At 63.6% G+C, this 23967-nt stretch carries 22 protein-coding genes; 21 read left to right on the top strand and 1 reads right to left on the bottom strand.

Annotation, left to right across the window (positions count from 1 at the left end; genetic code table 11):
* Positions 1–24 precede the first annotated feature (24 nt).
* The 14 genes from AB0N72_RS03255 (at position 25) to nusB (ending at position 13560) form a co-directional block, all read left to right on the top strand.
* On the top strand, positions 25–1449 hold the full coding sequence (locus AB0N72_RS03255; protein ID WP_363931801.1) for a replication-associated recombination protein A: 1425 nt from the start codon (positions 25–27) through the stop codon (positions 1447–1449).
* Positions 1450–1636: 187 nt separating this feature from the next.
* Complete coding sequence (gene rpsD, locus AB0N72_RS03250; protein WP_363931802.1) at positions 1637–2257, top strand: 30S ribosomal protein S4; 621 nt, start codon at positions 1637–1639, stop codon at positions 2255–2257.
* A gap of 157 nt (positions 2258–2414) precedes the next feature.
* Positions 2415–2789 (top strand): DUF948 domain-containing protein, encoded by a 375-nt coding sequence (locus AB0N72_RS03245; protein WP_363931803.1) that lies wholly within the window; start codon positions 2415–2417, stop codon positions 2787–2789.
* Positions 2790–2811: 22 nt separating this feature from the next.
* The gene (locus AB0N72_RS03240; protein ID WP_363931805.1) at positions 2812–3042 is read left to right on the top strand and encodes a hypothetical protein; all 231 of its coding nucleotides are present in this window, start codon (positions 2812–2814) and stop codon (positions 3040–3042) included.
* Between the two features lie 115 nt (positions 3043–3157).
* Positions 3158–5836, top strand: a complete 2679-nt coding sequence (gene alaS, locus AB0N72_RS03235; RefSeq protein ID WP_363931806.1) for an alanine--tRNA ligase — start codon at positions 3158–3160, stop codon at positions 5834–5836.
* 2 nt (positions 5837–5838) lie between these two features.
* Positions 5839–6429, top strand: a complete 591-nt coding sequence (gene ruvX / locus AB0N72_RS03230; RefSeq protein WP_363931807.1) for a Holliday junction resolvase RuvX — start codon at positions 5839–5841, stop codon at positions 6427–6429.
* The gene (mltG, locus tag AB0N72_RS03225) at positions 6426–8183 is read left to right on the top strand and encodes an endolytic transglycosylase MltG (protein WP_363931808.1); all 1758 of its coding nucleotides are present in this window, start codon (positions 6426–6428) and stop codon (positions 8181–8183) included. The genes ruvX and mltG overlap by 4 nt, the downstream gene beginning before the upstream one ends.
* Complete coding sequence (locus tag AB0N72_RS03220) at positions 8180–9034, top strand: shikimate dehydrogenase (RefSeq protein ID WP_363931809.1); 855 nt, start codon at positions 8180–8182, stop codon at positions 9032–9034. The genes mltG and AB0N72_RS03220 overlap by 4 nt, the downstream gene beginning before the upstream one ends.
* A 26-nt stretch (positions 9035–9060) precedes the next feature.
* Complete coding sequence (aroC, locus tag AB0N72_RS03215) at positions 9061–10260, top strand: chorismate synthase (protein ID WP_363931810.1); 1200 nt, start codon at positions 9061–9063, stop codon at positions 10258–10260.
* Between the two features lie 56 nt (positions 10261–10316).
* On the top strand, positions 10317–10826 hold the full coding sequence (locus tag AB0N72_RS03210) for a shikimate kinase (RefSeq protein ID WP_363932093.1): 510 nt from the start codon (positions 10317–10319) through the stop codon (positions 10824–10826).
* Positions 10823–11914: a 3-dehydroquinate synthase gene (gene aroB, locus AB0N72_RS03205; RefSeq protein ID WP_363931811.1), complete on the top strand. Its 1092-nt coding sequence runs from the start codon at positions 10823–10825 to the stop codon at positions 11912–11914. The genes AB0N72_RS03210 and aroB overlap by 4 nt, the downstream gene beginning before the upstream one ends.
* Complete coding sequence (locus AB0N72_RS03200; protein WP_363931812.1) at positions 11911–12432, top strand: tetratricopeptide repeat protein; 522 nt, start codon at positions 11911–11913, stop codon at positions 12430–12432. Before aroB ends, AB0N72_RS03200 begins: the two co-directional genes overlap by 4 nt.
* A 154-nt stretch (positions 12433–12586) precedes the next feature.
* A complete protein-coding gene (gene efp, locus AB0N72_RS03195; RefSeq protein WP_011774957.1) occupies positions 12587–13150 on the top strand; it encodes an elongation factor P in 564 nt (187 codons plus the stop codon).
* On the top strand, positions 13150–13560 hold the full coding sequence (gene nusB, locus AB0N72_RS03190; RefSeq protein ID WP_018777735.1) for a transcription antitermination factor NusB: 411 nt from the start codon (positions 13150–13152) through the stop codon (positions 13558–13560). The genes efp and nusB overlap by 1 nt, the downstream gene beginning before the upstream one ends.
* 79 nt (positions 13561–13639) lie before the next feature.
* Here nusB and AB0N72_RS03185 read toward each other — a convergent pair whose 3' ends face one another.
* Positions 13640–14935, bottom strand: coding sequence for a PrsW family intramembrane metalloprotease (locus AB0N72_RS03185; protein WP_363931813.1), 1296 nt, complete (start codon positions 14933–14935; stop codon positions 13640–13642).
* A gap of 110 nt (positions 14936–15045) precedes the next feature.
* Between AB0N72_RS03185 and pyrR the strand changes: the two genes are divergently transcribed.
* From pyrR to pyrF, 7 genes are read left to right on the top strand one after another with little or no spacing between them, the layout of a single operon-like run.
* Positions 15046–15630 (top strand): bifunctional pyr operon transcriptional regulator/uracil phosphoribosyltransferase PyrR, encoded by a 585-nt coding sequence (gene pyrR, locus AB0N72_RS03180; protein WP_363931814.1) that lies wholly within the window; start codon positions 15046–15048, stop codon positions 15628–15630.
* Complete coding sequence (locus AB0N72_RS03175; protein ID WP_363931816.1) at positions 15627–16655, top strand: aspartate carbamoyltransferase catalytic subunit; 1029 nt, start codon at positions 15627–15629, stop codon at positions 16653–16655. Before pyrR ends, AB0N72_RS03175 begins: the two co-directional genes overlap by 4 nt.
* Positions 16655–17974, top strand: coding sequence for a dihydroorotase (locus AB0N72_RS03170; RefSeq protein ID WP_363931818.1), 1320 nt, complete (start codon positions 16655–16657; stop codon positions 17972–17974). Before AB0N72_RS03175 ends, AB0N72_RS03170 begins: the two co-directional genes overlap by 1 nt.
* Entirely contained in the window at positions 17974–18495 is a 522-nt protein-coding gene (locus AB0N72_RS03165) for a hypothetical protein (RefSeq protein WP_363931820.1), read from the top strand. Before AB0N72_RS03170 ends, AB0N72_RS03165 begins: the two co-directional genes overlap by 1 nt.
* Complete coding sequence (gene carA / locus AB0N72_RS03160; protein ID WP_363931821.1) at positions 18476–19720, top strand: glutamine-hydrolyzing carbamoyl-phosphate synthase small subunit; 1245 nt, start codon at positions 18476–18478, stop codon at positions 19718–19720. Before AB0N72_RS03165 ends, carA begins: the two co-directional genes overlap by 20 nt.
* On the top strand, positions 19720–23028 hold the full coding sequence (gene carB / locus AB0N72_RS03155; protein WP_363931822.1) for a carbamoyl-phosphate synthase large subunit: 3309 nt from the start codon (positions 19720–19722) through the stop codon (positions 23026–23028). The genes carA and carB overlap by 1 nt, the downstream gene beginning before the upstream one ends.
* The gene (gene pyrF, locus AB0N72_RS03150) at positions 23021–23896 is read left to right on the top strand and encodes an orotidine-5'-phosphate decarboxylase (RefSeq protein ID WP_363931823.1); all 876 of its coding nucleotides are present in this window, start codon (positions 23021–23023) and stop codon (positions 23894–23896) included. The genes carB and pyrF overlap by 8 nt, the downstream gene beginning before the upstream one ends.
* Positions 23897–23967: the final 71 nt, after the last annotated feature.

The raw sequence follows: 23967 nt of genomic DNA, 5'->3' as shown, positions 1-23967 counted from the left end.
TGGAACTATGAGTAGCCTATCCATGTGGAAGATCTCTTTGGTGCCGGTGCCGACAACGACGACGAGTCGGAGGAGCTGCCTGCCGCCGGAGGACCGTCGGATGCCAACTGGATGGCGTCCCAGCGCAGCCCGTTGGCTGTGCGGATGCGTCCACGTACCTTGGATGACGTTGTGGGACAGCAGCACCTCCTGGGGCAGGGTTCCCCGCTCAGGCAACTGGCGGCCGGCGCTGAAGCGGCAGGTCCGGCGGGTCCGAGTTCGGTGATCCTGTGGGGTCCTCCGGGGACAGGCAAGACCACGCTGGCCCACGTCATCGCCCGCGGTCCGGGCCGGAAATTCGTGGAATTGTCGGCCATCACAGCTGGCGTCAAGGATGTTCGCCGCGTCATGGACGAGGCCCTGACGGCCCGGGACCTCTACAAGAAGACCACGGTCCTGTTCCTGGACGAGATCCACCGCTTCAACAAGGCACAACAGGACGCCCTCCTGCCCGGCGTCGAAAACCGTTGGGTCGTGTTGGTTGCGGCCACGACGGAAAACCCATCCTTCTCGGTGGTTTCCCCGCTGTTGTCCCGTTCGCTCCTCCTGACGTTGAAGCCTCTCACCGACGACGACATCAGCGGCTTGCTGCAGCGGGCGGTGACTGACGCCCGGGGACTCGCGGGTCGGGTGGAGCTAAGCCCGGAGGCCCTGGACCACCTCGTTCGCTTGTCCGGAGGCGACGCCCGGCGCGCGCTGACGGCGCTGGAAGCCGCCGCCGGCGTAGCGTTCGGTGACGTCTCCGACGTCGAGGATGAGGGCTCGGAAGCCCCTGTGCTCGTCGAACTGCGCCACACCGAACGTGCCCTGGACGCCGCCGCAGTTCGCTACGACCGTGCCGGGGACCAGCATTACGACGTTGCCAGCGCGTTCATCAAGTCCATTCGCGGCTCGGACGTGGATGCCGCTCTGCACTACCTGGCGCGGATGCTGGAGGCAGGGGAGGATCCGCGGTTTGTTGCGAGGCGGATCGTGATCTCCGCAGCCGAGGACATCGGCATGGCCGACCCCACGGCACTGCAGACCGCCGTTGCCGCGGCCCAGGCAGTCCAGTTGATCGGCATGCCTGAAGGCCGCATCGTGTTGGCGGAAGCCGTGGTGCACCTGGCTACGGCGCCCAAATCCAATGCCGCCTACATGGGACTGAACAAAGCCGTGGCGGATGTTCGTGCAGGCTATGGTGGCGGCATTCCCATGCACCTGCGCGATGCGCATTATCCCGGCGCCAAGCAGCTTGGCCACGGGAAGAGCTACAAGTACGCCCATGACGAGCCCCATGGGGTTGCCACCCAGCAGTACCCGCCGGACGACCTCGTAGGCAAGGACTACTACGAGCCCACCAACAACGGTGCGGAGCGGGACATAGCTGCCAGGCTGGAACGGCTGCGGAAGATCGTCCGCGGCGAGTAGTTTCGGGCCGGAGGTGCCGCCCGTGCTAACATTGATCCTTGTCTGGCATGACCCGACGCCAAATCCCTTGAAGATTTCTTCAGCGGTGCTGCGCGCCCGGGCCAGTAGCAAGAGGCAGCGGTTGGCCGATGCTCTCCCTGATGGAGGCCAGTAACACTGATTCGCCGCAGTAATTGGAAGGACACAAGTGGCTAACAACACTCGTGCTCGCCGTACCGCACGCCTTTCGCGTGCACTCGGCATTGCTCTGACCCCCAAGGCCGCCAAGTACATGGAGCGCCGCCCGTACGGCCCCGGTGAGCATGGCCGTGCCCGCAAGAAGCAGGACTCCGACTACGCCGTACGTCTGCGCGAAAAGCAGCGCCTGCGCGCCCAGTACGGCATCCGCGAAGCCCAGATGACCCGTGCCTTCGAAGAAGCACGCCGCACCAAGGGCCTGACCGGTGAAAACCTGGTTGAGCTGCTCGAAATGCGTCTGGACGCCCTCGTGCTCCGTGCAGGCTTTGCCCGCACCATCGCACAGGCCCGCCAGCTTGTTGTGCACCGCCACATCATGGTTGACGGCGTCCGCGTGGACCGCCCGTCCTTCCGCGTCGGCGAAGGCCAGCTCATCCACGTCCACAGCCGCTCCGAGGTCATGGCTCCGTTCCAGGTCGCAGCAGCAGGTGCGCACGTCCTGAACAACGTGCCGCCGTACCTGGACGTCAAGATCGACGCCCTCCAGGCACGCCTGGTTCGCCGCCCGAAGCGCTCCGAGGTCCCCGTGATCTGCGAAGAGCAGCTCGTCGTCGAATTCTACGCACGCTAAATTCAAGCAGCGCAGACAAAGAAGCCCGTGGCAGACGCCGCGGGCTTCTTTGTCTATAAGGTACCGGCCCACTATAGGTAAGGTACTGGGGGAGGCCTTGGCCAAAGCCGCACTGCGGCGGTGCAGGGCAGCGCAACGATCCTAGGAGAAGAGTTCTATGTCTGGTGGCGACATCGCCGGTCTCATCGCAGCAGGAGTCTTCGCGCTCCTGGTCCTGCTGTTGGCTGTGCCCATTTTGAAGCTGGGCGGCGTTTTTGACGAAGTCCGCACCTCCATCCGTTCCATCAGCGACGGCGCCACGCCCCTGATGGACGAAGTGACCGCTACGGTCACCACCACCAACCAGCAGTTGAAGAAGGTGGATGGAATCGCCTCCAACGTTTCGGACGCGTCAGCGAATATCTCTGCGCTGTCCTCGCTCGTGGCCGCCACGGTAGGTTCACCGCTGATCAAGGTTGCTGCTTTCAGTTACGGCGTCCGTTCGGCTTTTGCCGCACGCCGTACCCCAACCTCCGGCCGTCGCAGCCGCTGAAACCACGGGAGACCATAAACCTATGAAGAGAATTGTCTGGATGGGCATTGGCGTCGCGATCGGCGTCATTGCCTTCCGTAAGATCACCGAGGCCCAGGCAAACCTGGGGCCCGAAGGCTTGAACCGCGCCGTGGGCCGGATGGCGGACGGCCTGTTCGACTTTGCCGATGCCGTGCGGTCCGGCATGCACCAGCGGGAAGTTGACCTGCGGGCCGCGCTCGGGATTGACGACGCCGGGGCAGGCGGACGCTAGCGGGAGCGGTTCGCTCCCAGGCCCTCAACAGGGCAGAATGGAAAGCTGCGGAACGGCACCAGCCGGTACCGCGCACATCGTGTGCAGTGAATTGAGAAGGGTAAGTAATCAGCTAATGAAGTCGCAGGAGATCACCAAGCGCTGGGTGGACTTTTTTGTCAGCAAGGGCCACACCGCCGTTCCCTCCGCGTCGCTCGTTTCCAGCGACCCGTCACTTCTCTTCACTGTGGCCGGAATGGTGCCGTTCATTCCTTACCTGACGGCCCGCGAAGAGCCGCCCTACAGCCGCGCCACGAGCGTCCAGAAGTGTATCCGCACCGGCGACATCGAGGAAGTCGGCAAGACTGCCCGCCACGGTACGTTCTTCCAGATGTGCGGCAACTTCTCCTTTGGCGATTACTTCAAGGAAGACGCCATCAAGTTCGCCTTCGAGCTGCTCACCACCAGCGTCGAGGACGGCGGTTACGGACTTCCGGCCGAGCGTCTCTGGGTGACCGTCTACGAAGAGGACGACGAAGCCAAGGACCTGTGGCTCAAGAACACCGGTATCCCGGCTGAGCGCATCCAGCGCATGGGCAAGGCTGACAACTACTGGTCCACGGGCCAGCCCGGTCCCGCAGGCCCCTGCTCGGAAATTTATTACGACCGCGGCCCGGCCTACGGTATCGAAGGCGGCCCGCTCGCTGACGAAACGCGGTACATCGAGATCTGGAACCTCGTGTTCATGCAGTACCAGATCGAAAACGTCCGTTCCAAGGTGGACTTCGACATCGTCGGCGAACTGCCCAAGAAGAACATTGACACCGGTTTGGGCATGGAGCGTCTGGCGATGATCCTCCAGGGCGTCGAGAACATGTACGAGACCGACCAGGTCCGCCCCGTCATCGACAAGGCCGCTGAACTCTCCGGCCGTGAGTACACCTCGGCCGAGTCCGCGGAAGATCCGCACCACACAGATGACGTCCGTATGCGCGTCGTCGCTGACCACATCAGGTCTGCGTTGATGCTCATTGCCGATGGCGTGGCACCGTCCAACGAAGGCCGCGGCTATGTGCTGCGCCGCCTCATCCGCCGCGCCGTTCGCGCCATGCGGCTGCTCGGCGTCGAGAAGGCCTGCCTGCCCGACCTCCTTCCCGCGTCCCGTGATGCCATGAAGGGCGTCTACCCCGTGGTGGAAACGGACTTCGCACGCATCAGCCGTATTGCCTACGCTGAGGAGAAGGCCTTCCTCCGCACCATCGCTTCCGGTACAGCCCGCCTGGAGGACGCCGTTGCTGAATCGAAGGCTGCAGGCGTCCCGTTGTCCGGCGCTGACGCCTTTGCCCTGCACGACACCTATGGCTTCCCGATCGACCTGACCTTGGAAATGGCAGAAGAGGCCGGCCTCAAGGTGGACGAGGCAGGCTTCCGCGCCCTCATGCTCGAGCAGCGTCAGCGCGCACAGGCCGATGCCAAGGGCAAGAAGGGTGGCCACGCCGACCTCAGCGCCTACCAGGAACTCCTTGGCAAGGGTGAGACAGTCTTTACCGGCTACGAGGAGCTTGAAGGCGAATCCAAGGTCCGCGGCATCGTCCATGGCGGCCGTGCCGTCGCGCACGCCTCCACGGGTGACGAGATCGAGCTTGTCCTGAACGAAACGCCGTTCTATGCCGAAGCCGGTGGCCAGTCCGCCGACACGGGCCTCATCACGGGCGACGGCTTCGTGGTGGAAGTCCTCGACGTCCAGCGCCCCATCAAGGGCTTGAGCGTGCACAAGGCGATTGTCCGTGAAGGTGAGATTGCCTCCGACGCCCTGGTGCGCGCCGCCGTCGACCGCGAACGCCGGCATGCCGCCGAACAGGCACACACCGGAACGCACATCGTCCATGCCGCCCTGCACCAGATCCTTGGACCCGAAGCTACCCAGCGCGGTTCCTACAACAAGGCCGGCTACCTGCGCTTCGACTTCGCCTGGGGTGAAGGCCTGAGCCCTGCCACGCGTTCGGAGATCGAAGAAGTCTCCAACATCGCCATCCGCAACAACTACCGGGTGGACACCAAGGTGATGGGCCTGGCAGAGGCCAAGGCCCTGGGCGCCATGGCCCTCTTCGGCGAGAACTACGGCAGCGAAGTCCGGGTTGTCGAGATCGACGGCGCCTGGTCCCGTGAGCTGTGTGGTGGCACGCACGTGTCCAACACCTCCCTCATCGGCAGCCTTTCGCTGCTGGGCGAACAGTCTGTGGGGTCCGGAAACCGGCGCGTCGAGGCGTTCGTGGGCCTGGATGCGTTCCGGCACCTTGCCGCAGAGCGCGCACTGGTAACCGAATTGACGGAGCTCCTGAAGGTTCCTTCCGGACAGCTTGCCGATCGGATCTCCAGCACGCTGAACAAGCTCAAGGCCACGGAGAAGGAACTCGACCGCCTGCGCAAGGAACAGCTTGCCGCAGCGGCTGCCAACCTGGTGGGTACCGCCAAGGATGCCGCTGGTGTCCGGGTGGTAGCTCACGACGCCGGTCAGGTCGGTGGCGCCGACGACCTGCGGAACCTCGCGCTGGACCTGCGCAACCGTCTTGGTTCCGAGGCCGCCACGGTGGCTGTTGCCGGCGTGAGCAACGATCGCCCGGTGGTCTTGATCGCCACCAACGAAGCTGCGCGTGACGCCGGCGTCAAGGCGGGCGCTCTGGTCCGCTTGGCCGCCGGCATCCTGGGCGGAGGCGGCGGAGGCAAGGACGACGTCGCCCAAGGTGGCGGAACCGACGCTGCGAAGGTCCCTGAGGCCCTCGCAGCGGTGGTGGACGCGATTGCCAAGCGCTGACAGTGTCCACGCGTACCAACGATGACGTCTACCCCCGTGGCATCAAGCTGGGGGTAGACGTCGGTACCGTCAGGGTGGGCCTTGCCCAATGTGATCCCGACGGAATCCTTGCCACGCCGTTCAAGACGGTAGGCCGCGATACAAAAAAGAACTCCGATGTCCGCGTGGTGGTCAAGCACGCCGCCGAGTTGCCTGCCGTGCAGATTTTTGTGGGACTTCCGCGCACCATGAAGGGGGAGGAACGCGGGTCCGCTGCCATGGCTGCCGAGTACGCCGCGCTCCTTGTGGCTGAGCTTGCCCGTGCCCGTTTGGACATTCCCGTGAACCTTGTCGATGAGCGGCTTTCCACCGTTACGGCACACCGCAACCTGCACGAAGCTGGCATGAGCAGCAGGAATCACCGTAAAGTGGTTGATCAGGTTGCTGCTGCTGGAATACTCCAGCACGCGATCGACATGCAAAAAGCCAGAGGAACGGACGTTGGCCGCCGAGTGCAGGCACCGGCGCAACCCGAAAAGCCCAGCAGCACCCCAACGCTGCAGGCTGCCTCCGGCAGTGAACCCGATTCTTCTACGAGGGGACTGCAACTGTGAGCCCGGTCAACAACGACCCCTCCAGCGGTACCGCCGGCGGCGGCATGCCGCTGACCCGCAAAGAACTGCGGGCGCGGGAACGATTCCTCGCCACGCAGAACCACAATGTCGTACCCGTTCCTGAAGCGACACCCGGAGAGGATGCTCCGCCAGCGGAGCCTGAGGCTGAACTTCCCCGTCCCGTTCCTGCTGTCCCGGCTCCCCGGGTCCCGGAGACCCCGCCGGTGTCCGCGGCCCCGCCCGTTCCGGCGGCCCCGCCCGTTCCCGTCCAGAAGCCGGCCGCCGAGGCACCCCGCTCCGTAGAACCGGCTCCTGCGCGGCACGACGGGACGCCTTCCGGCGACATGGCCGATACTTCGCATGGCGAAGCTGGACATGAAGAATCCGGGCACGAAGAGTCCGGGCACGGCAGTCTGGAATTGGTCCATGCCGAGCACATCGGGGCGCCCCTGGAAGCCCATGATTACGCTGAACATGACGCACACTACGGCGCAGCCGCGCACGACGACTTCCATCCGGATGAGTTGCACCATGACGAACTCCACCCGGATGAGCTGCACCACGAGCTTCACCATGACGGGCTCCACCCGGATGAGTTGCACCATGACGGGCTCCACCCGGACGAGCTCCACCACGACGACCATCCCCACGAACTCCTGGCACCTGTGGCGAGCCCCGCTTCCAAGGCTGCCGCGAAAAAGGCGCGCCGCCGCCGTCGTGTCCTTGCCCTTCTCCTGACGCTGGGAGTGTTCGTCGCCGCCATCGCTGTCGGAGCGCAGTTCTTGAAGCCCCTGCTGGGCATGGACAAGGTCACGGATTACCCGGGACCCGGAACAGGCTCCGTCAGCGTCACTGTGGCCCAGGGCTCCGGACCCAAAGCGGTGGCGAATGATCTCGTGCAGAAGCATGTCGTTGCCGACGCCGATTCCTTCGTCAAGGAATTCGTGAGCCAGGGTGGAGAATTGTCGCCAGGCGATTTCACGTTCCGCACCGAGATGAAGAATTCGGACGCAGTAGCTGTCCTGGTAAACAAGGACACTTCCAAGGTCATGTACTTTGCGCTGAGCGCAGGGCTGCGGATCAACGAATCCCTGGAGGCCATCTCCAAGGGCTCGGGTATTCCGATGGAACAGCTCAACGCCCTCAACCAGGCGCCTGCACAGTTCGGCGTTCCCGCGAAAGCCAAGAACCTTGAAGGCTTCCTGGCGCCAGGGGAGTACCGGTTCGATCTGGGTACCTCGGCCAAAGACATTATCCAGAAGCTGGTCACCACCACTTTGGATGAGCTCAAATCGCAGGGAATCACCGATCCCGCAAAGCAGTACGACACCGTGACCATCGCCAGCATCGTGCAGGCCGAGGGCGGACAGGCAGACTACGGAAACGTGGCCGGTGCGATTTACAACAGGCTCAAGCCCAACAACGTCGAAACCAGCGGCCTCATCCAGTCCGACGCAACGGTGACGTACGGACTCGGCAGGAAGTCCTTCCACGTCACGGAAGAGGAAAAGGCGGACAAATCCAATCCGTACAACACCTACGCGAACGTCGGACTGCCCGTGGGACCGATCGGTTCTCCTGGCAAGACCGCGATTGATGCCGCGGCCAAGCCGACGCCCAACGACTACTTGTACTGGGTGACCATCAACCTGGACACCAAGGAGACCAAGTTCTCCAAGACACTGGCTGAGCACAATACGTATGTTGAGCAATACAACGCGTGGTGCCAGGCCAACGCAGGACGGTGTGCGTGAGTCTTCGGGCCGCAGTCCTGGGTCACCCGATCTCCCACTCGAAGTCCCCAGCGTTACATACTGCCGCCTATGCCAAGCTGGGTGTCGGGATCGAATACTCCGCGATAGACGTCACGGTCGCCGGCCTGCCGGCGTTCATGGAATCCCTCCGCAGCGACGAGTCCTGGTGCGGCTTGTCGGTGACCATGCCACTGAAGTCGGCGATGGTCCAGGAAGTCGATGAAGTGCGCGGCGCCGGTGCCCGGTTGGGCGTTATCAACACGGTCGTTTTCGAACACGACGGCGTAACGGTGCGTCGGGCGGGCTACAACACGGACGTCGCGGGAATCGTCGAATCCGTCCGGTACGCACGCGTGGCCTCGGCGCCGCATGCCGCCATCCTCGGTGGCGGCGGAACCTCGGCTGCGGCAGTGGCTGCCGTCCACGAGCTCGGCGCCGGACACGTTGACGTGTTTGTCCGCGACGCCGCACGCGCCGGTGACGCCGAAGCCGCCGCGGCCGCCGTCGGAATCTCCCTCGCGGTGAGGCCCCTGACGGAGGCTCCCACAGCTGTGGCCGGTACGGACTTGGTGATTTCGACCCTCCCGCCGCGCGCGGCGGATGGTTTGGCTGAAGAGTTGGCGGCCTTGCCTGGGACCGGAGCGGGTGTCCTGCTGGACGTCGCTTATGATCCTTGGCCGAGCCGCATTGCTGAAGTGTGGAGCTACCACGGGGGAGCGGTGGTCCCGGGGCTGGAGATGCTGATGTACCAAGCGGCGGAGCAGATAAGGCTCTTTAGCGGTCGTGACGTCGATACCGCCGTCATAGATGTGATGTGCGACTCAGTCGGGCTTCCCCGGCGGGTGTTCTAGAGGCCCTACATGGCAGGATTGGTTATATGTTGCGTTGGTTGACTGCCGGTGAATCCCACGGTCCGGCTCTGATCGGAATTGTTGAAGGCGTGCCCGCCGGTGTTGAACTCACCAGCGGGCAAATTCGTGACGCTCTGGCGCGTCGCCGCCTGGGCTACGGCCGGGGCGCCCGCATGAAGTTCGAGCAGGACGAGGTCACCATTCTCGGTGGCGTACGTCATGGACTCACCCAAGGTGGCCCTGTCGCCATCCAGGTAGGAAACACCGAGTGGCCCAAGTGGGAGCAGATCATGTCTGCCGATCCAGTGGACCCGGAAATCCTCGCCGACCAAGCACGCAACGCCCCCCTGACCCGTCCCCGCCCCGGGCACGCGGATTTCACAGGCATGCAGAAGTATGGCTTTGATGAGGCACGCCCGGTCCTTGAGCGTGCCAGCGCACGCGAGACCGCTACAAGGGTCGCTTTGGGCACCGTTGCAGCCCAGTTCCTGAAGCAGCTTGGCGTGGAATTGGTGAGCCACACTGTCTCCATTGCCAGTGTCACTGTTCCTGAAGGCCGGCCCTTGCCTGTGCCGCATGATGTCCTGGCCCTTGACGCAGACCCCCTGCGCTGCTTTGACCGTGAGACCTCCGATGCCATGGTTGCCGAAGTCGATGCTGCCCACAAAGAAGGCGAAACGCTCGGCGGCGTAGTTGAGGTGCTCGCGTATGGGCTGCCTCCAGGATTGGGCAGCTACGTGCACTGGGACCGCAGGCTCGACTCCCGGCTCGCGGCTGCCCTCATGGGCATCCAGGCGATCAAGGGCGTGGAGGTGGGTGACGGTTTCCTTACTGCTGCCCGCCGCGGTTCGGCTGCACACGATGAGATCGTCAAGGACGGCAACGGCAAGATCGTCCGCCAGACCAACCGGGCCGGCGGCATCGAAGGTGGCATGAGCATCGGTGAAGTCCTGCGTGTACGTGCTGCGATGAAGCCCATTGCCACTGTTCCGCGGGCCCTTCGGACCGTTGACGTTAGCACTGGCGAACCCGCCAAGGCCCATCACCAGCGCTCGGACGTTTGTGCGGTTCCTGCGGCAGGCGTGGTTGCCGAGGCCATGGTGGCTTTGGTCCTCGCCGAAGCTGTTGCCGAGAAATTCGGCGGAGATTCCGTTGCCGAGACGCAGCGGAACCTGCAGAGCTACCTCGACAACATCCCTGCCACCCTGGACTCGGTTGGACGGTAGTGGACCGCCCCGTCCAGGACGGCACTTCCGGCCGTCCCGTCGTCTTGGTGGGCCCTATGGCTGTTGGCAAGTCTGCCATCGGCCAGCAGTTGGCCCAGCAGCTTGGCCTCCCGTTCGTCGATACTGACGCAGTGGTGGTTGCCTCCCATGGCAGCATCGCCGACATCTTCGCCGGGCGCGGTGAGCACGCTTTCCGCGAGATTGAAGCCAGGGCCGTGGCCAAGTCGATCGAATCCGCCAAGACCCAGCCGGCAATCATCTCCTTGGGCGGCGGCGCCGTGCTTGATTCCGGAACCCAGCAGTTGCTGGGGGAGTGCACCGTGGTTTACCTGGAATGCGACGCCGATACCGTTGCCGACAGGATTGCGCGAAACACGGGAAGGCCTTTGTTGCAGGGCGATGCCATGACCCGCTGGAACGCCCTGTTTGCCACCCGGCGTCCTGTCTATGAACGACTTGCCGATATCACCCTGGATGTCCGTTCGGGGTCCGTGGCGGAAATCGGCCTCCACTTGGAGGAACGGCTGCGCCAGCATGCAGCCTTGAAAGAGGAAGTTGAAAAGTGAGCAGCGAAGCAACTGTCATCAAGGTGACTGGCCAGTCCGTTAGCGAGAACTACGACGTCGTGGTGGGGCGGGGCCTTTTGGAGACCCTGCCGGCGAAGCTCGGCGAGCGGGTCAGGCGTGTCCTGGTGATCCACCCGCGGGCCCTCCGGCTGACGGGCGATACCGTCCGCGACGAGCTTGAAAGTGCTGGATTCACCGCCCTGACTGCTGAGATCCCGGATGCGGAAGAAGGCAAGCACATCCAGGTTGCCGCATTCTGCTGGCAGGTGCTTGGCCAGAACGACTTCACGCGGTCTGATGCGATCGTGGCAGTAGGCGGTGGCGCCGTGACGGACCTGGCCGGTTTCGTGGCGGCCACCTGGCTTCGAGGCGTCAAGGTTATCCACATGCCCACCAGCCTCCTGGGCATGGTGGACGCTTCCGTGGGTGGAAAAACCGGCATTAACACCGCTGAGGGCAAGAACCTTGTAGGCTCCTTCCACCCGCCCGCGGCCGTCCTGGCAGATTTGGACACCCTTCAAACCCTGCCCAAGAATGAGCTCATTTCCGGCATGGCTGAGGTCATCAAGTGTGGTTTCATCGCCGACCCCGCGATCCTTGAGTTGATCGAGAAGAACACCGACGCTGTGATGGACCCGGGTTCGGACACTGTCCGTGAACTCATCGAGCGCGCCATCACGGTCAAAGCCAACGTCGTGTCCCAGGACCTCAAGGAATCAGGCCTGCGCGAAATCCTGAACTATGGCCATACCCTGGGCCACGCCATCGAACTTGTGGAGCGCTATTCCTGGCGCCACGGAGCCGCAGTAGCGGTAGGCATGATGTTCGCCGCGGAGTTGTCACGCAGCGTTGGCCGTTTGTCTGACGCCGATGCCGACCGGCACCGCACTATCCTCGAAAGCCTCGGACTGCCCATCACGTACCGCCGGGATCGCTGGCAGGGCTTGCTGGACGGCATGCGCCGCGACAAGAAGTCCCGCGGCGATCTTCTCCGCTTTGTTGTCCTTGACGGGGTCGCCAAGCCCGGGATCCTGGATGTCCCCGATACTTCCCTTCTGTTTGCCGCGTATCAGGAGATCGCATCATGACGATTGCGTTGCGCGAAGGGGTCAGCGACTGGCCTACTGCCGGCTTCCCCGGTGTACGAATGAACCCTGACACGCTCCTGCCCGTGGTGGTCAACGAAGAAGTCATGGAGTCCGCGCTTGCGGCTTCGGAAGATCCCGCCGACCGCATCATGGCCCTCCTCTTGGAGAACCAGCCAAAGGAGGCGGCCGAGCTCTTGGCGGAGGCACGCTACAAAGATCCGGAGTCGTTCCGGCTCAGGATCTTCGAAGCTGAAGTCCACAGGGCCACCAACCGGCTCGACAGGGCTGTGCAGCTGTTCCGCCACCTGCTGCACGAGGTCCAGGGAACATCCAAGGAAGCAGTCGTGCGCCAGTACCTTGGCCGTGCCTATTTCGTGAGCGGCAACGCCCTGGCAGCATCCGAGGAGTTCTCCAAAGCGCTGGACCTGAGGGTGGCCATGGCCGCCGACGCGGCGCTGATCTACTCCTCGGCCGTAGCCCTCCAACGGGCCCGGGACGTCCTGGAAATTGCTTCCTGAGAGCTGCCTGAAACGCTGCTCGCAAGGGTCCGCCGCATTTGCCGGTAGAATGGTTCTTGGATTTTTGATAAATACGCGCTGGCGGGCCGATTGGCACGCCTGCTTGGCATAGACAGCTGGCAGCCGGGACCAGTGCGATAACCAGAGGATACGAGTGGCAACCACAAACGACATCAAGAACGGGACCGTACTGAAGCTCGAGGGCCAGCTCTGGAACATCATCGAGTTCCAGCACGTCAAGCCGGGCAAGGGAGGCGCCTTCGTCCGCACCAAGATGCGCAACGTCATGTCCGGCAAGGTGGTCGACAAGACCTTCAACGCCGGCCTGAAGATTGAAACGGCTACGGTTGACCGCCGCGACTACCAGTACCTGTACCAGGATGGCGAAGACTTCGTCTTCATGGACACCCAGGACTACGACCAGATCACCGTCTCCGGTGCAACCGTTGGCGACGCCACCAACTTCATGCTTGAGAACCAGATGGTGAACATCGCCATCCACGAGGGCACTCCCCTTTACATTGAGCTGCCCCCTAGCGTTGTTCTCGAAATCACCTACACGGAGCCGGGCCTGCAGGGCGACCGCTCCTCCGCCGGAACCAAGCCGGCCACCGTGGAAACCGGTTACGAGATCCAGGTACCGCTGTTCGTTGAGCAGGGCACCAAGGTCAAGGTCGACACCCGCGATGGCAGCTACCTGGGCCGGGTCAACGACTAGTGAGCGCACGCGGTAAAGCCCGTAGCAGGGCCTTGGAAGTACTTTTCGAAGCGGAGCAGCGCTCAGTTTCGGCTTTTGACGCAATGACGGCACGTCGGGAGAAGACGGACCTCGTCATCAACCCCTACACGGTGGAAATCGTTGAGGGCGTTGTGTCCATGCAGGCAACCATCGATGAGTTCCTGGAGACCTACGCACAAGGCTGGACCTTGGAGCGCATGCCGTCCGTGGACCGCATCATTCTTCGCATCGGCGCTTGGGAACTTCTGTACAACGACGAAGTTCCTGATGGCGTTGCCGTGAGTGAAGCTGTGGCCCTGGCCAAGACGATGTCCACGGACGAGTCTCCCGCCTTCATCAACGGCTTGCTCGGACGGCTGCAGAAGCTCAAGCCCTCCCTGCTGGCCTAAGGATCTGCTGCTCTGTTCAGCACATTCGACAGAACACCGAAAAGACCCACCCAAATAACCATGGGTGGGTCTTTTCGCGTTAAAGAAGTACCGCGTTCCTGAGCGGCGCGATGCCGCGGAGGAGTTCGAGTTCATCGTGCTGATGGATTTGTGTGTCTCGGCCGCTGAGGATCCGTTGGCGTGTGAAGGCCAGCGCCGTGGCCCCCTTGATGAAGGCTTTCATCTGGGGTCCCCGGCCCCTTGATGCTGCCCAGCGAAGTGCCTGGCGCCGTCCCCTGGAAGTAGCCAGCATCTCCACTTCCGCAGGCGTGAACCAACCAGCCCGGGCATACTCAAGAAGCCGTTGACGGGTCAGTTTTCCCTCCGCCACCCGGAGCAGGATGATCCCGACGGCTGCTATCAGGAAGATCGGCACCTGAACCACGAAGTATTCCACCAGGAAGTTCTGCCCCATGCTGTTCCATCGGTTATGCAGGAACATGGCAGGCAGCAGACCGATAAAGAAGGCAAGAACTGCATATCCCGGATGCCACTTCCGGGCAGCAAAGCCCATGACCAGGCCTGTCGTGCCGGTGAAAACGGCATGGGCGAACGGTGACATGACGCCTCGAAGGATGAAGATGCGCACCAGGTCAGTACCGGGATCGGTGGATGAGGCAATTTCGCGTCCGAAGTAGAGGATGTTCTCCGTGAAGGCGAATCCGGCGGCGATGGTGAAAGCGAAGACCACTCCATCCACGGGCCCATCAAAGTACTTCCGGGCCGCCAATATGAGGACCAGCAGGCCCAAGGACTTGGTAAATTCCTCCACGATGGGTGCCTGGACCGTAGCCATGAAGTAGGCAAAGGCTTCTTTGCTGGAGGTCGGCGCTGCCAAGGCGAAGATTGGCTGGATCAACAGTGTTCCGGCGATGGACACCGCAGCGCCCCACGTAAAGGCGAACCACAGGAGCCGCTGTGGTTCCGGCTCCCAACGGTCAATGATGCGCACCGTCAGCAAGACTATGGACAAGGGAATCAGTGAGACCAGGAAGCCGATAACGAATCCGGCGATACCCGTGTTGCCCAGCAGGAATGGAACCACCAGCAGCAGGCTGCCGAGTGCCAGTACGGCGCCTGTAAGCAGCAGTGGGAGGGTGCCCCAGCTGCGTCGGGGACGCGGTGCAGGGGGCGTGGCCCAACTCTGCTGTGGCAGCTGGCCCGGGTTGCCCGGCGCTGCCTGGTAGTTGCCAGGATGGACACGGCCCATCCAGGTTGGGTTGGCGCCAGGCTCCAGGTAGGGCCGCGGATAGGGGCGTCCTCCGGGCTGGCCGGGGTGGTTCGTGCTCATGGGGAAGAGCCTATTCCACGAGGGGAAATGTGAGCTTAAACTCACCATCGGCCCTAGGCCCCCGCTGTGGGCGCATGGCCCGCTGTGATAGTTTTGAGGAGCAAATATTCCTTTTTTAATTCCGTCCCGTGAGGCGGGGAAAGGGGAGACGAGCGATGACTGAAGTCACTTCAGCGCACGTACCGTCGCGGGTTGTCCTCAACCAGGCGGATATTGACCGTGCGCTTACTCGTATCGCCCACGAGATCCTCGAAGCCAACAAAGGCTCCCAGGATCTGGTCCTGTTGGGCATTCCCAGCCGCGGCTATCCACTGGCCGTGCGGCTCGCAAACAAGATTGCAGCGGCCGACCCCAGCGTGAACGCAGGGGCAATCGTCGGCCAGCTGGATGTCACCATGTTCCGTGACGACCTCTCGCACCAGCCCACGCGTCCTCCGCACCACACCCGGCTTCCGTTGTCCGGCATCGACAACAAGGTTGTCGTGCTGATTGATGATGTCCTGTATTCGGGACGTACCATCCGCGCAGCGTTGGATGCCCTGGTGGATCTTGGCCGTCCCCGCATTGTCCGCCTCGCTGTCCTGGTGGACAGGGGCCACCGCGAACTTCCCATCCGCGCCGACCATGTGGGCAAGAACCTGCCTACGTCCTCGGTGGAAAAGGTCCGGGTGCACCTGGAGGAGACTGACTCTGTGGATGGCCAGCCCGTCAATGAAGTAGTTATCGAGGCCGGCAAGTGAAGCATCTTCTGTCCACCGAAAACCTGGCCGCAAGCGATGCCATCCGAATCCTGGACACGGCTGAGGAAATGTCGGCAGTGGGGGAGCGCGAGGTCAAAAAGCTCCCTGCCCTCCGCGGCCGTACGGTAGTGAACCTCTTTTTCGAGGACTCCACGCGTACGCGTATCTCTTTCGAAGCCGCCGCCAAGCGTTTGTCCGCGGATGTCATCAACTTCGCCGCCAAGGGATCCTCGGTGTCAAAGGGCGAGAGCCTCAAGGACACTGCCCAGACCCTTGCCGCCATGGGCGCGGACGCCGTAGTCATCCGCCACTGGGCGTCCGGGGCACCGCACCGGCTTGCTGCCACGGACTGGATCGACGCAGCCGTGATCAACGCCGGGGACGGTACGCATGAGCACCCCACCCAGGCACTGTTGGACGCCTTCACCATGCGCCGCCACTGGTCCCAGCTCAACGGGACGGCGTCGACGGGCGCAGACCTGAAGGGGATGCGCGTGGCCATCGCTGGTGACGTGCTGCACTCCCGCGTGGCCCGCTCCAACGTCTGGCTGCTGAAAACCCTGGGTGCCGAGGTCACGCTCGTGGCGCCACCGACGTTGCTGCCCATCGGCGTCGAACACTGGCCGTGCAAGGTCAGCTACAACCTGGACGAAACGCTGGCAGGCGGCATTGACGCAATGATGATGCTGCGTGTCCAGGGTGAGCGCATGAACGCTTCGTTCTTCCCGTCCACCCGCGAATATTCCCGGCGGTGGGGCTTCGACGACGCCCGCCTCCGCGCCCTGGATGAGCTCGGAATGAAAGACACCATCATCATGCATCCGGGTCCCATGAACCGGGGCCTGGAGATCTCGTCCGCCGCTGCCGACTCACCACGTTCCACGGTTCTTGCCCAGGTGCGCAATGGCGTGTCCGTTCGCATGGCCGCCCTGTACCTGCTGCTGTCCGGGGACTCCCGCGAAGCAGCCCCGATGACCACAGCCACACCGGCTTTCGCGAGCCCGTCCAGCAAGGAGAGCAACTGATGGCCGAAAACACTTACCTGATCCGCGGGGCCGCCATCCTCGGAGGCGAAGCCCAGGACCTGATGATCCGCGACGGCGTTATCGCCGACCGCGGCTCGGACCTCTCCGCCGAAGGAGCCACCGTCATCGACGGCAAGGGCCTGATCGCCCTGCCGGGAATGGTGGACGTCCACACCCACCTCCGCGAACCAGGCCGCGAGGACGCCGAGACAGTCGAGACCGGTACCCGGGCCGCTGCGCTGGGTGGCTTCACCGCCGTCCACGCCATGGCCAACAGCAACCCCGTAGCGGACACTGCCGGTGTCGTCGAGCAGGTCCACAGCCTGGGCCGCGCGTCCGGTTGGGTTGATGTTCGTCCCGTCGGCGCGGTCACCGTGGGATTGGCCGGCGAACAGCTTGCCGAGCTCGGTGCCATGGCCGATTCCCGCGCGCAGGTCCGGATGTTTTCCGACGACGGCATTTGCGTCCACGACCCCGTGCTGATGCGCCGCGCGCTGGAGTACGTCAAAGCGTTCGACGGCGTGGTGGCCCAGCACGCGCAGGAACCTCGCCTTACAGCCGGGGCACAGATGAACGAAGGCACGGTTTCCGCCGTTCTGGGACTCACCGGCTGGCCTGCCGTTGCCGAAGAAAGCATCATTGCCCGTGATGTCCTGCTCACCCAGCACGTCGGTTCCCGCCTGCACGTATGCCATGTGTCCACTGCCGGATCGGTTGAAATCGTGCGCTGGGCGAAGGCCCGTGGCATCAACGTCACCGCCGAAGTGACACCGCACCACCTGCTCCTGACAGATGAACTGGTCCGCAGCTACGACCCCGTCTACAAGGTCAACCCGCCGCTGCGCACCGATGCCGACGTGCAGGCCCTGCGCGAAGGATTGGCCGACGGCACCATCGACGTCGTCGGAACCGACCACGCTCCCCACCCCAGCGAGCACAAGGAATGCGAGTGGGCGCAGGCTGCCATGGGCATGACCGGACTTGAAACCGCGTTGTCGGTGGTCCAGGAAACCATGATCGAAACGGGACTCATGACCTGGGCTGACTTTGCCAGGGTCACCTCCTTCACCCCCGCGGTCATCGGCCGGGTCGCTGACCAGGGCCGCCCGCTCGAGGTTGGCGAACCTGCCAACGTCATCCTGGTGGACCCGGCTGCGCGTTGGACCGTCGACCCCCATAAAATGGCAACCATGGGCCGCAATTCACCGTTCAAGGGCAAGGAGCTGCCCGGATCCGTGGTGGCTACCTTCTTCAAAGGCCACCCCACGGTCCTTGAAGGCCGGCTCAACACGCCGTACAAGCATCCGGCAGCCAACTGATGAACAACCAAACACTGACCGTGCTCATCACGGTGCCGCTGATCCTCGTCGTCCTGGCGATGATCTGGCTTGGGTGGCGGAACCGACAGAGGCGACAGGCCGACGTCGAACGCCTCCCGGCGGTGCCGGAGCAGCTCACGCCCGCCAGCGTCGTCGCCGATGGCCAGTACGTGACCACCACGACGGCGGGGGACTGGCTGGACCGCATCGCGGTCCAGGGCCTGGGCATCCGGACCAACGCGGAACTGAGCATCCACGCCGAAGGCGTGCTGTTTGACCGCAAAGGCGCCGACCCCGTGTTCATCCCGCGCCTGGCGCTGGTGGACAGCCGCGAAGCCGACGGCATGGCCGGGAAATTCGTCGAAAAGGACGGACTCCTGGTCATCAGCTGGAGGCTTGGCGCCCGCGAACTAGACACCGGGTTCAGGTCCCGGCACTCAGCCGACAAGAAGCTCCTCCTCGAAGCCCTCCAGGAATTGATCTCCGCAGCCCCTCAGGCAGATGCCGATAGTGGAAAGTAATAAAGTGACGGAAAGTAACTCAGCCACCAAAACCACCCCCTCAGCAGCAGTGCTGGTGCTCGAAGACGGCCGCATGTTCCGTGGCCGCAGCTACGGCGCCCAGGGAACCGCACTCGGTGAGGCCGTCTTCGCCACCGGCATGACTGGCTACCAAGAGACCATCACCGACCCGTCGTATGCCCGCCAGCTGGTTGTCCAGACGGCGCCGCACATCGGCAACACGGGCGTCAACAGCGAAGACGCTGAGTCCCGCCGCATCTGGGTGGCAGGCTACATTGTCCGCGACGCCGCACGCCGCCCCTCGAACTGGCGCTCCGAGCGCAGCCTTGATGACGAACTGGTCGAGCAGGGAATCGTCGGCATTCAGGGCGTGGACACACGTGCCATCACCCGCCACCTCCGCGAGCACAAGACCATGCGGGCCGGTATCTTCTCGGGTGAGGCCGCACAGGCCTCCGACAAGGAGTTGCTGGACGCCGTCCTGGCCAGTGCGCCCATGGAAGGCGCGGCCCTGGCAGAGGAAGTGTCCATCGACGAGGCCTACGTCGTAGACCCCAAGGACCACGGCTGGGAAGGCGAACCCCGCTTCTCCATCGCCGCCGTCGACCTCGGCATCAAGGCCATGACTCCGGTCCGCTTCGCCGAACGCGGCGTCCGCGTGCATGTCCTGCCGGCCACGTCCACGCTTGAAGACGTCAACGCGGTCAAGCCTGACGGCTTCTTCATGTCCAACGGCCCTGGCGACCCCGCCACCGCAGACCACCAGGTTTCCTTGCTGCGTTCGGTGCTGGACGAGAAGCTGCCGTACTTCGGCATCTGCTTCGGCAACCAGATCCTGGGCCGGGCACTCGGCTTTGGTACCTACAAGCTCCGCTATGGCCACCGCGGCATCAACCAGCCGGTGATGGACCGCCGCACCGGGAAGGTTGAAATCACCTCCCAGAACCACGGCTTCGCTGTCGACGCGCCCCTGAACGGGTCCACGGTGGCCCCTGAGGAGCGTTATGGCCGCGTGGAGGTCAGCCACGTCTCCCTCAATGACGACGTCGTTGAAGGCCTCGCCTGCCTGGACATCCCGGCCTTCTCGGTCCAGTATCACCCCGAGGCTGCCGCCGGCCCGCACGACGCCGCGTACCTCTTCGACCGCTTCATCGACCTCATGGCCGATGCCAAAGCCGCCGGCTCCGCAAAGAACAACGAATCCAAGACTGAGGACAAGAAGTAATGCCCAAGCGTACAGATCTCAAGAGCGTCCTTGTCATCGGTTCCGGTCCCATCGTCATTGGCCAGGCGGCCGAGTTCGACTACTCCGGCACCCAGGCCCTCCGGGTCCTCAAGGAGGAAGGCCTTCGGGTCATCCTCGTAAACTCCAACCCGGCCACGATCATGACGGACCCCGAGTTCGCCGATGCCACCTACGTTGAACCCATCACCCCCGAGGTGGTGGAGAAAATCATCGCCAAGGAGCGTCCGGACGCCATCCTGCCCACCCTGGGTGGCCAGACGGCCCTGAACACGGCCATCGCACTGGACAAGAACGGTGTGCTGGAGAAGTACAACGTCGAACTCATTGGCGCCAACATTGCCGCCATCGAGCTCGGCGAAGACCGCGAGAAGTTCAAGGGCGTAGTGGAGCGTTGCGGCGCTGAATCAGCACGCAGCCACATCATCCACACCATGGACGAAGCCTTCAAGGCCGCCGAGGACCTGGGCTATCCGATGGTGGTCCGCCCCTCCTTCACCATGGGCGGCCTTGGTTCGGGCCTGGCATACAACGAGGATGACCTTCGCCGCATCGTGGGCCAGGGCCTCCAGTACAGCCCCACCACCGAGGTCCTGCTTGAAGAGAGCATCCTTGGATGGAAGGAATACGAACTTGAGATGATGCGCGACAAGAACGACAACGTCGTTGTTGTGTGCTCCATCGAGAACTTCGATCCCGTGGGCGTGCACACAGGCGACTCCATCACGGTTGCTCCGGCACTGACCCTCACCGACCGTGAGTACCAGAAGCTGCGCGACGTCTCCATCGCGGTCATCCGCGAAGTCGGCGTGGACACCGGTGGCTGCAACATCCAGTTCGCCATCGACCCCGCCACCGGCCGCGTGGTGGTTATCGAAATGAACCCCCGCGTCTCCCGCTCTTCGGCCCTGGCGTCCAAGGCCACCGGCTTCGCCATCGCCAAGATCGCCACCAAGCTCTCCCTCGGTTACACCCTGGATGAGATCCCGAACGACATCACCCAGAAGACGCCTGCGTCGTTCGAGCCCACGTTGGACTACGTAGTGGTCAAGGTTCCGCGTTTCGCCTTCGAGAAGTTCCCGGCAGCGGACAACACGCTGACCACCACCATGAAGTCGGTTGGCGAAGCCATGGCCATGGGACGCAACTTCACCGAAGCCCTGCAGAAGGCTCTTCGCTCATTGGAGCAGAAGGGCTCGCAGCTGGACTTCAGCTCTGTGCCCGAGTACGAGGTTGCCGAGCTCATCGAGAAAGCAAAGCGTCCCACCACGGACCGCCTGCACCAGGTGCAGCGCGCGCTCCTCGGCGGCGCCACTGTGGAGGACCTTTTCGAGGCCACCAAGATCGACCCTTGGTTCCTTGACCAGCTGCAGCTGCTCAACGAGACCGCGCAGGAGATCCGCAAGGCCGGCGTCCTCACCGAGGAAATGCTGCGCAACGCCAAGCGCCACGGCTTCTCCGATGAGCAGATCGGTGCCCTGACGCACAACAACGAGGCCGTTGTCCGCGGAGTGCGCCAGGCCCTCGGCATCCGCCCGGTCTACAAGACCGTGGACACCTGTGCCGCTGAGTTCGCCGCATACACGCCGTACCACTACTCTTCCTACGATGAGGAAGACGAAGTAGGCCTGCACTCCAAGCCCTCCGTCATCATCCTGGGCTCCGGGCCCAACCGCATTGGCCAAGGCATCGAGTTCGATTACTCCTGTGTCCACGCCTCCATGGCTCTGCGCAAGGCCGGCTACGAGACCGTCATGGTCAACTGCAACCCGGAGACCGTTTCCACGGACTACGACGTCTCCACGCGTCTCTACTTCGAGCCGCTGACCCTGGAGGACGTCCTTGAGGTCATCGCCGCCGAGGAGCGCACAGGTGGCGTCATGGGTGTGTTCGTGCAGCTCGGCGGCCAGACGCCGCTGAAGCTCGCGCAGCAGCTTGCCGACGCCGGTGTGCCCATCCTTGGTACCTCACCGGAAGCCATCGACTTGGCAGAGCACCGCGGTGCCTTCGCCCGCGTCCTGGACGAAGCTGGATTGACCTCCCCGAAGAACGGCACCGCCGTGTCGTTCGAGGATGCCAAGAAGATCGCTGACGAAATCGGCTACCCCGTTCTGGTGCGCCCGTCGTACGTACTCGGTGGCCGCGGCATGGAGATCGTCTACGACGAAGCCAACCTTTCGCGCTACATCGCCAACGCCACGGAAATCACGCCGGACCACCCGGTGCTGATCGACCGCTTCCTGGAGGACGCCGTCGAAATCGACGTTGACGCTCTCTTCGACGGCACCGACATGTACCTTGGCGGCATCATGGAGCACATCGAAGAGGCCGGTATCCACTCGGGCGACTCAGCCTGCGTCCTGCCTCCGATCACCCTGGGCAACAATGTGATCGAGCGCGTCCGGACCGCAACGCGGGCCATCGCCGAGGGCGTGGGCGTCCGCGGCCTGATCAACATCCAGTTCGCGCTGGCCTCCGATGTCCTGTACGTCCTGGAAGCGAACCCGCGTGCCTCGCGCACGGTTCCGTTCGTGTCCAAGGCAACGGGCGTGCAGATGGCCAAGGCTGCGGCCCTGATCGGCACCGGCGTCACGATCAACCAGCTCCGCAGCGCCTACAAGATGCTGCCGGAGACCGGTGACGGTTCCACCCTGCCTCTGGATGCCCCGGTCGCGGTGAAGGAAGCTGTCCTTCCGTTCAGCCGCTTCCGGACCCCCGAAGGCCGGGTCGTTGATTCCCTTTTGGGCCCGGAAATGCGCTCCACCGGTGAAGTGATGGGCATCGACAAGCACTTCGATACCGCCTTTGCCAAGAGCCAGGCCGCAGCGAACAACGCGCTGCCCACTGAGGGGAAGATCTTCGTTTCCGTGGCCAACCGCGACAAGCGCTCGGTGATCATGGGCGTCAAGCGGCTTTCCGACCTCGGCTTCGAGATCGTCTCCACCGGTGGAACGGCCGACGTCCTGCGCCGCAATGGCATCCAGGCGACCCCTGTCCGCAAGGTTGCAGAAGGCAGCAGCGCAGAAGGGGAAGGCACCATCGCCGACCTCGTGGTGGCCGGCGAAATCGACATGGTGTTCAACACGCCGTCCGGCGGCGAAGCCCGCAGCGACGGCTACGAACTGCGTGCCGCGGCCACGTCCATTGGAATTCCCTGCATCACCACGGTTGCTGAGTTCAACGCTGCAGTCCAGGCGATTGAAGCACAGCGAACCTACGAATGGTCGGTGACCAGCCTGCAGGAGCACGCAGCCAACCTGGCATCGGCTATGGAAGCAGCCAATGCCTGAGGCAGCCTTGACAGCTGATGCGCAGCAGCCGGCCCGGGAGTCTTTCGGCTCCCGGCTGGCTGCGGCCATGCTTGATCGCGGACCGCTCTGCGTGGGCATCGATCCGCACCCCCAGCTGCTTTCTGACTGGGGATTGAACGACGACGTCGCGGGGCTGGAACGCTTCTCGCTCTCTGTGGTGGAGGCGGTGGCTTCCCTCGCTGCCGCGGTAAAGCCGCAGGTGGCCCTGTATGAGCGCCACGGTTCTGCCGGCATGGCTGTACTGGAGCGGACGCTGGCCGCCTCGGCCGAGGCAGGCGTGTTGACCATCGCCGACGCCAAGCGCGGCGATATCGGTTCAACCATGGCTGCTTACGCGGACGCGTGGTTGCGCGACGGTTCGTCGTTGGCCGCGGACTCGGTGACGTTGAGCCCTTACTTGGGATTCGAGTCGCTTCGTCCTGCCCTGGAGCTCGCCGCGCAGTATGGGCGTGGTGTCTTTGTGCTGGCCCTGACTTCCAATCCTGAAGGAAAGTCGGTCCAGCATGTCGGTGGGGACCAGTCCGTTGCCCGCAGGATCGTGGCTGCAGCGGCTGCCGAAAACCAGCGCTATGAGGGTTCCCTCGGGTCAGTAGGCTTGGTGGTTGGTGCCACGATCGGCTCGGCGCTGACGGATCTGGACATCGAGCTTGGTCCGGTCCGCGGGGCTATTCTTGCGCCGGGACTTGGGGCACAAGGAGCGACGCCGGCAGACCTTCGCGCGACGTTCGCCGACGCCTACCCGCAGGTGCTTGCCACGTCCAGCCGGGGAATCCTGGCCGCGGGTCCGTCCATCGCGGCTTTGCGCTCAGCAGCTGGGGAGACACTGGACGGGCTTCGCTCCGAGTAAGTTTCCCGACCTCATTGCGCAACTGCGCCCCTGCCGGTAGGTTCAGGATCACTCGCGTGATGTGCATCACA

The sequence above is a fragment of the Paenarthrobacter sp. NPDC089307 genome, assembly GCF_040685055.1.
Lineage (GTDB): Bacteria > Actinomycetota > Actinomycetes > Actinomycetales > Micrococcaceae > Arthrobacter.
This window is presented reverse-complemented; position numbering and strand designations above follow the sequence as displayed.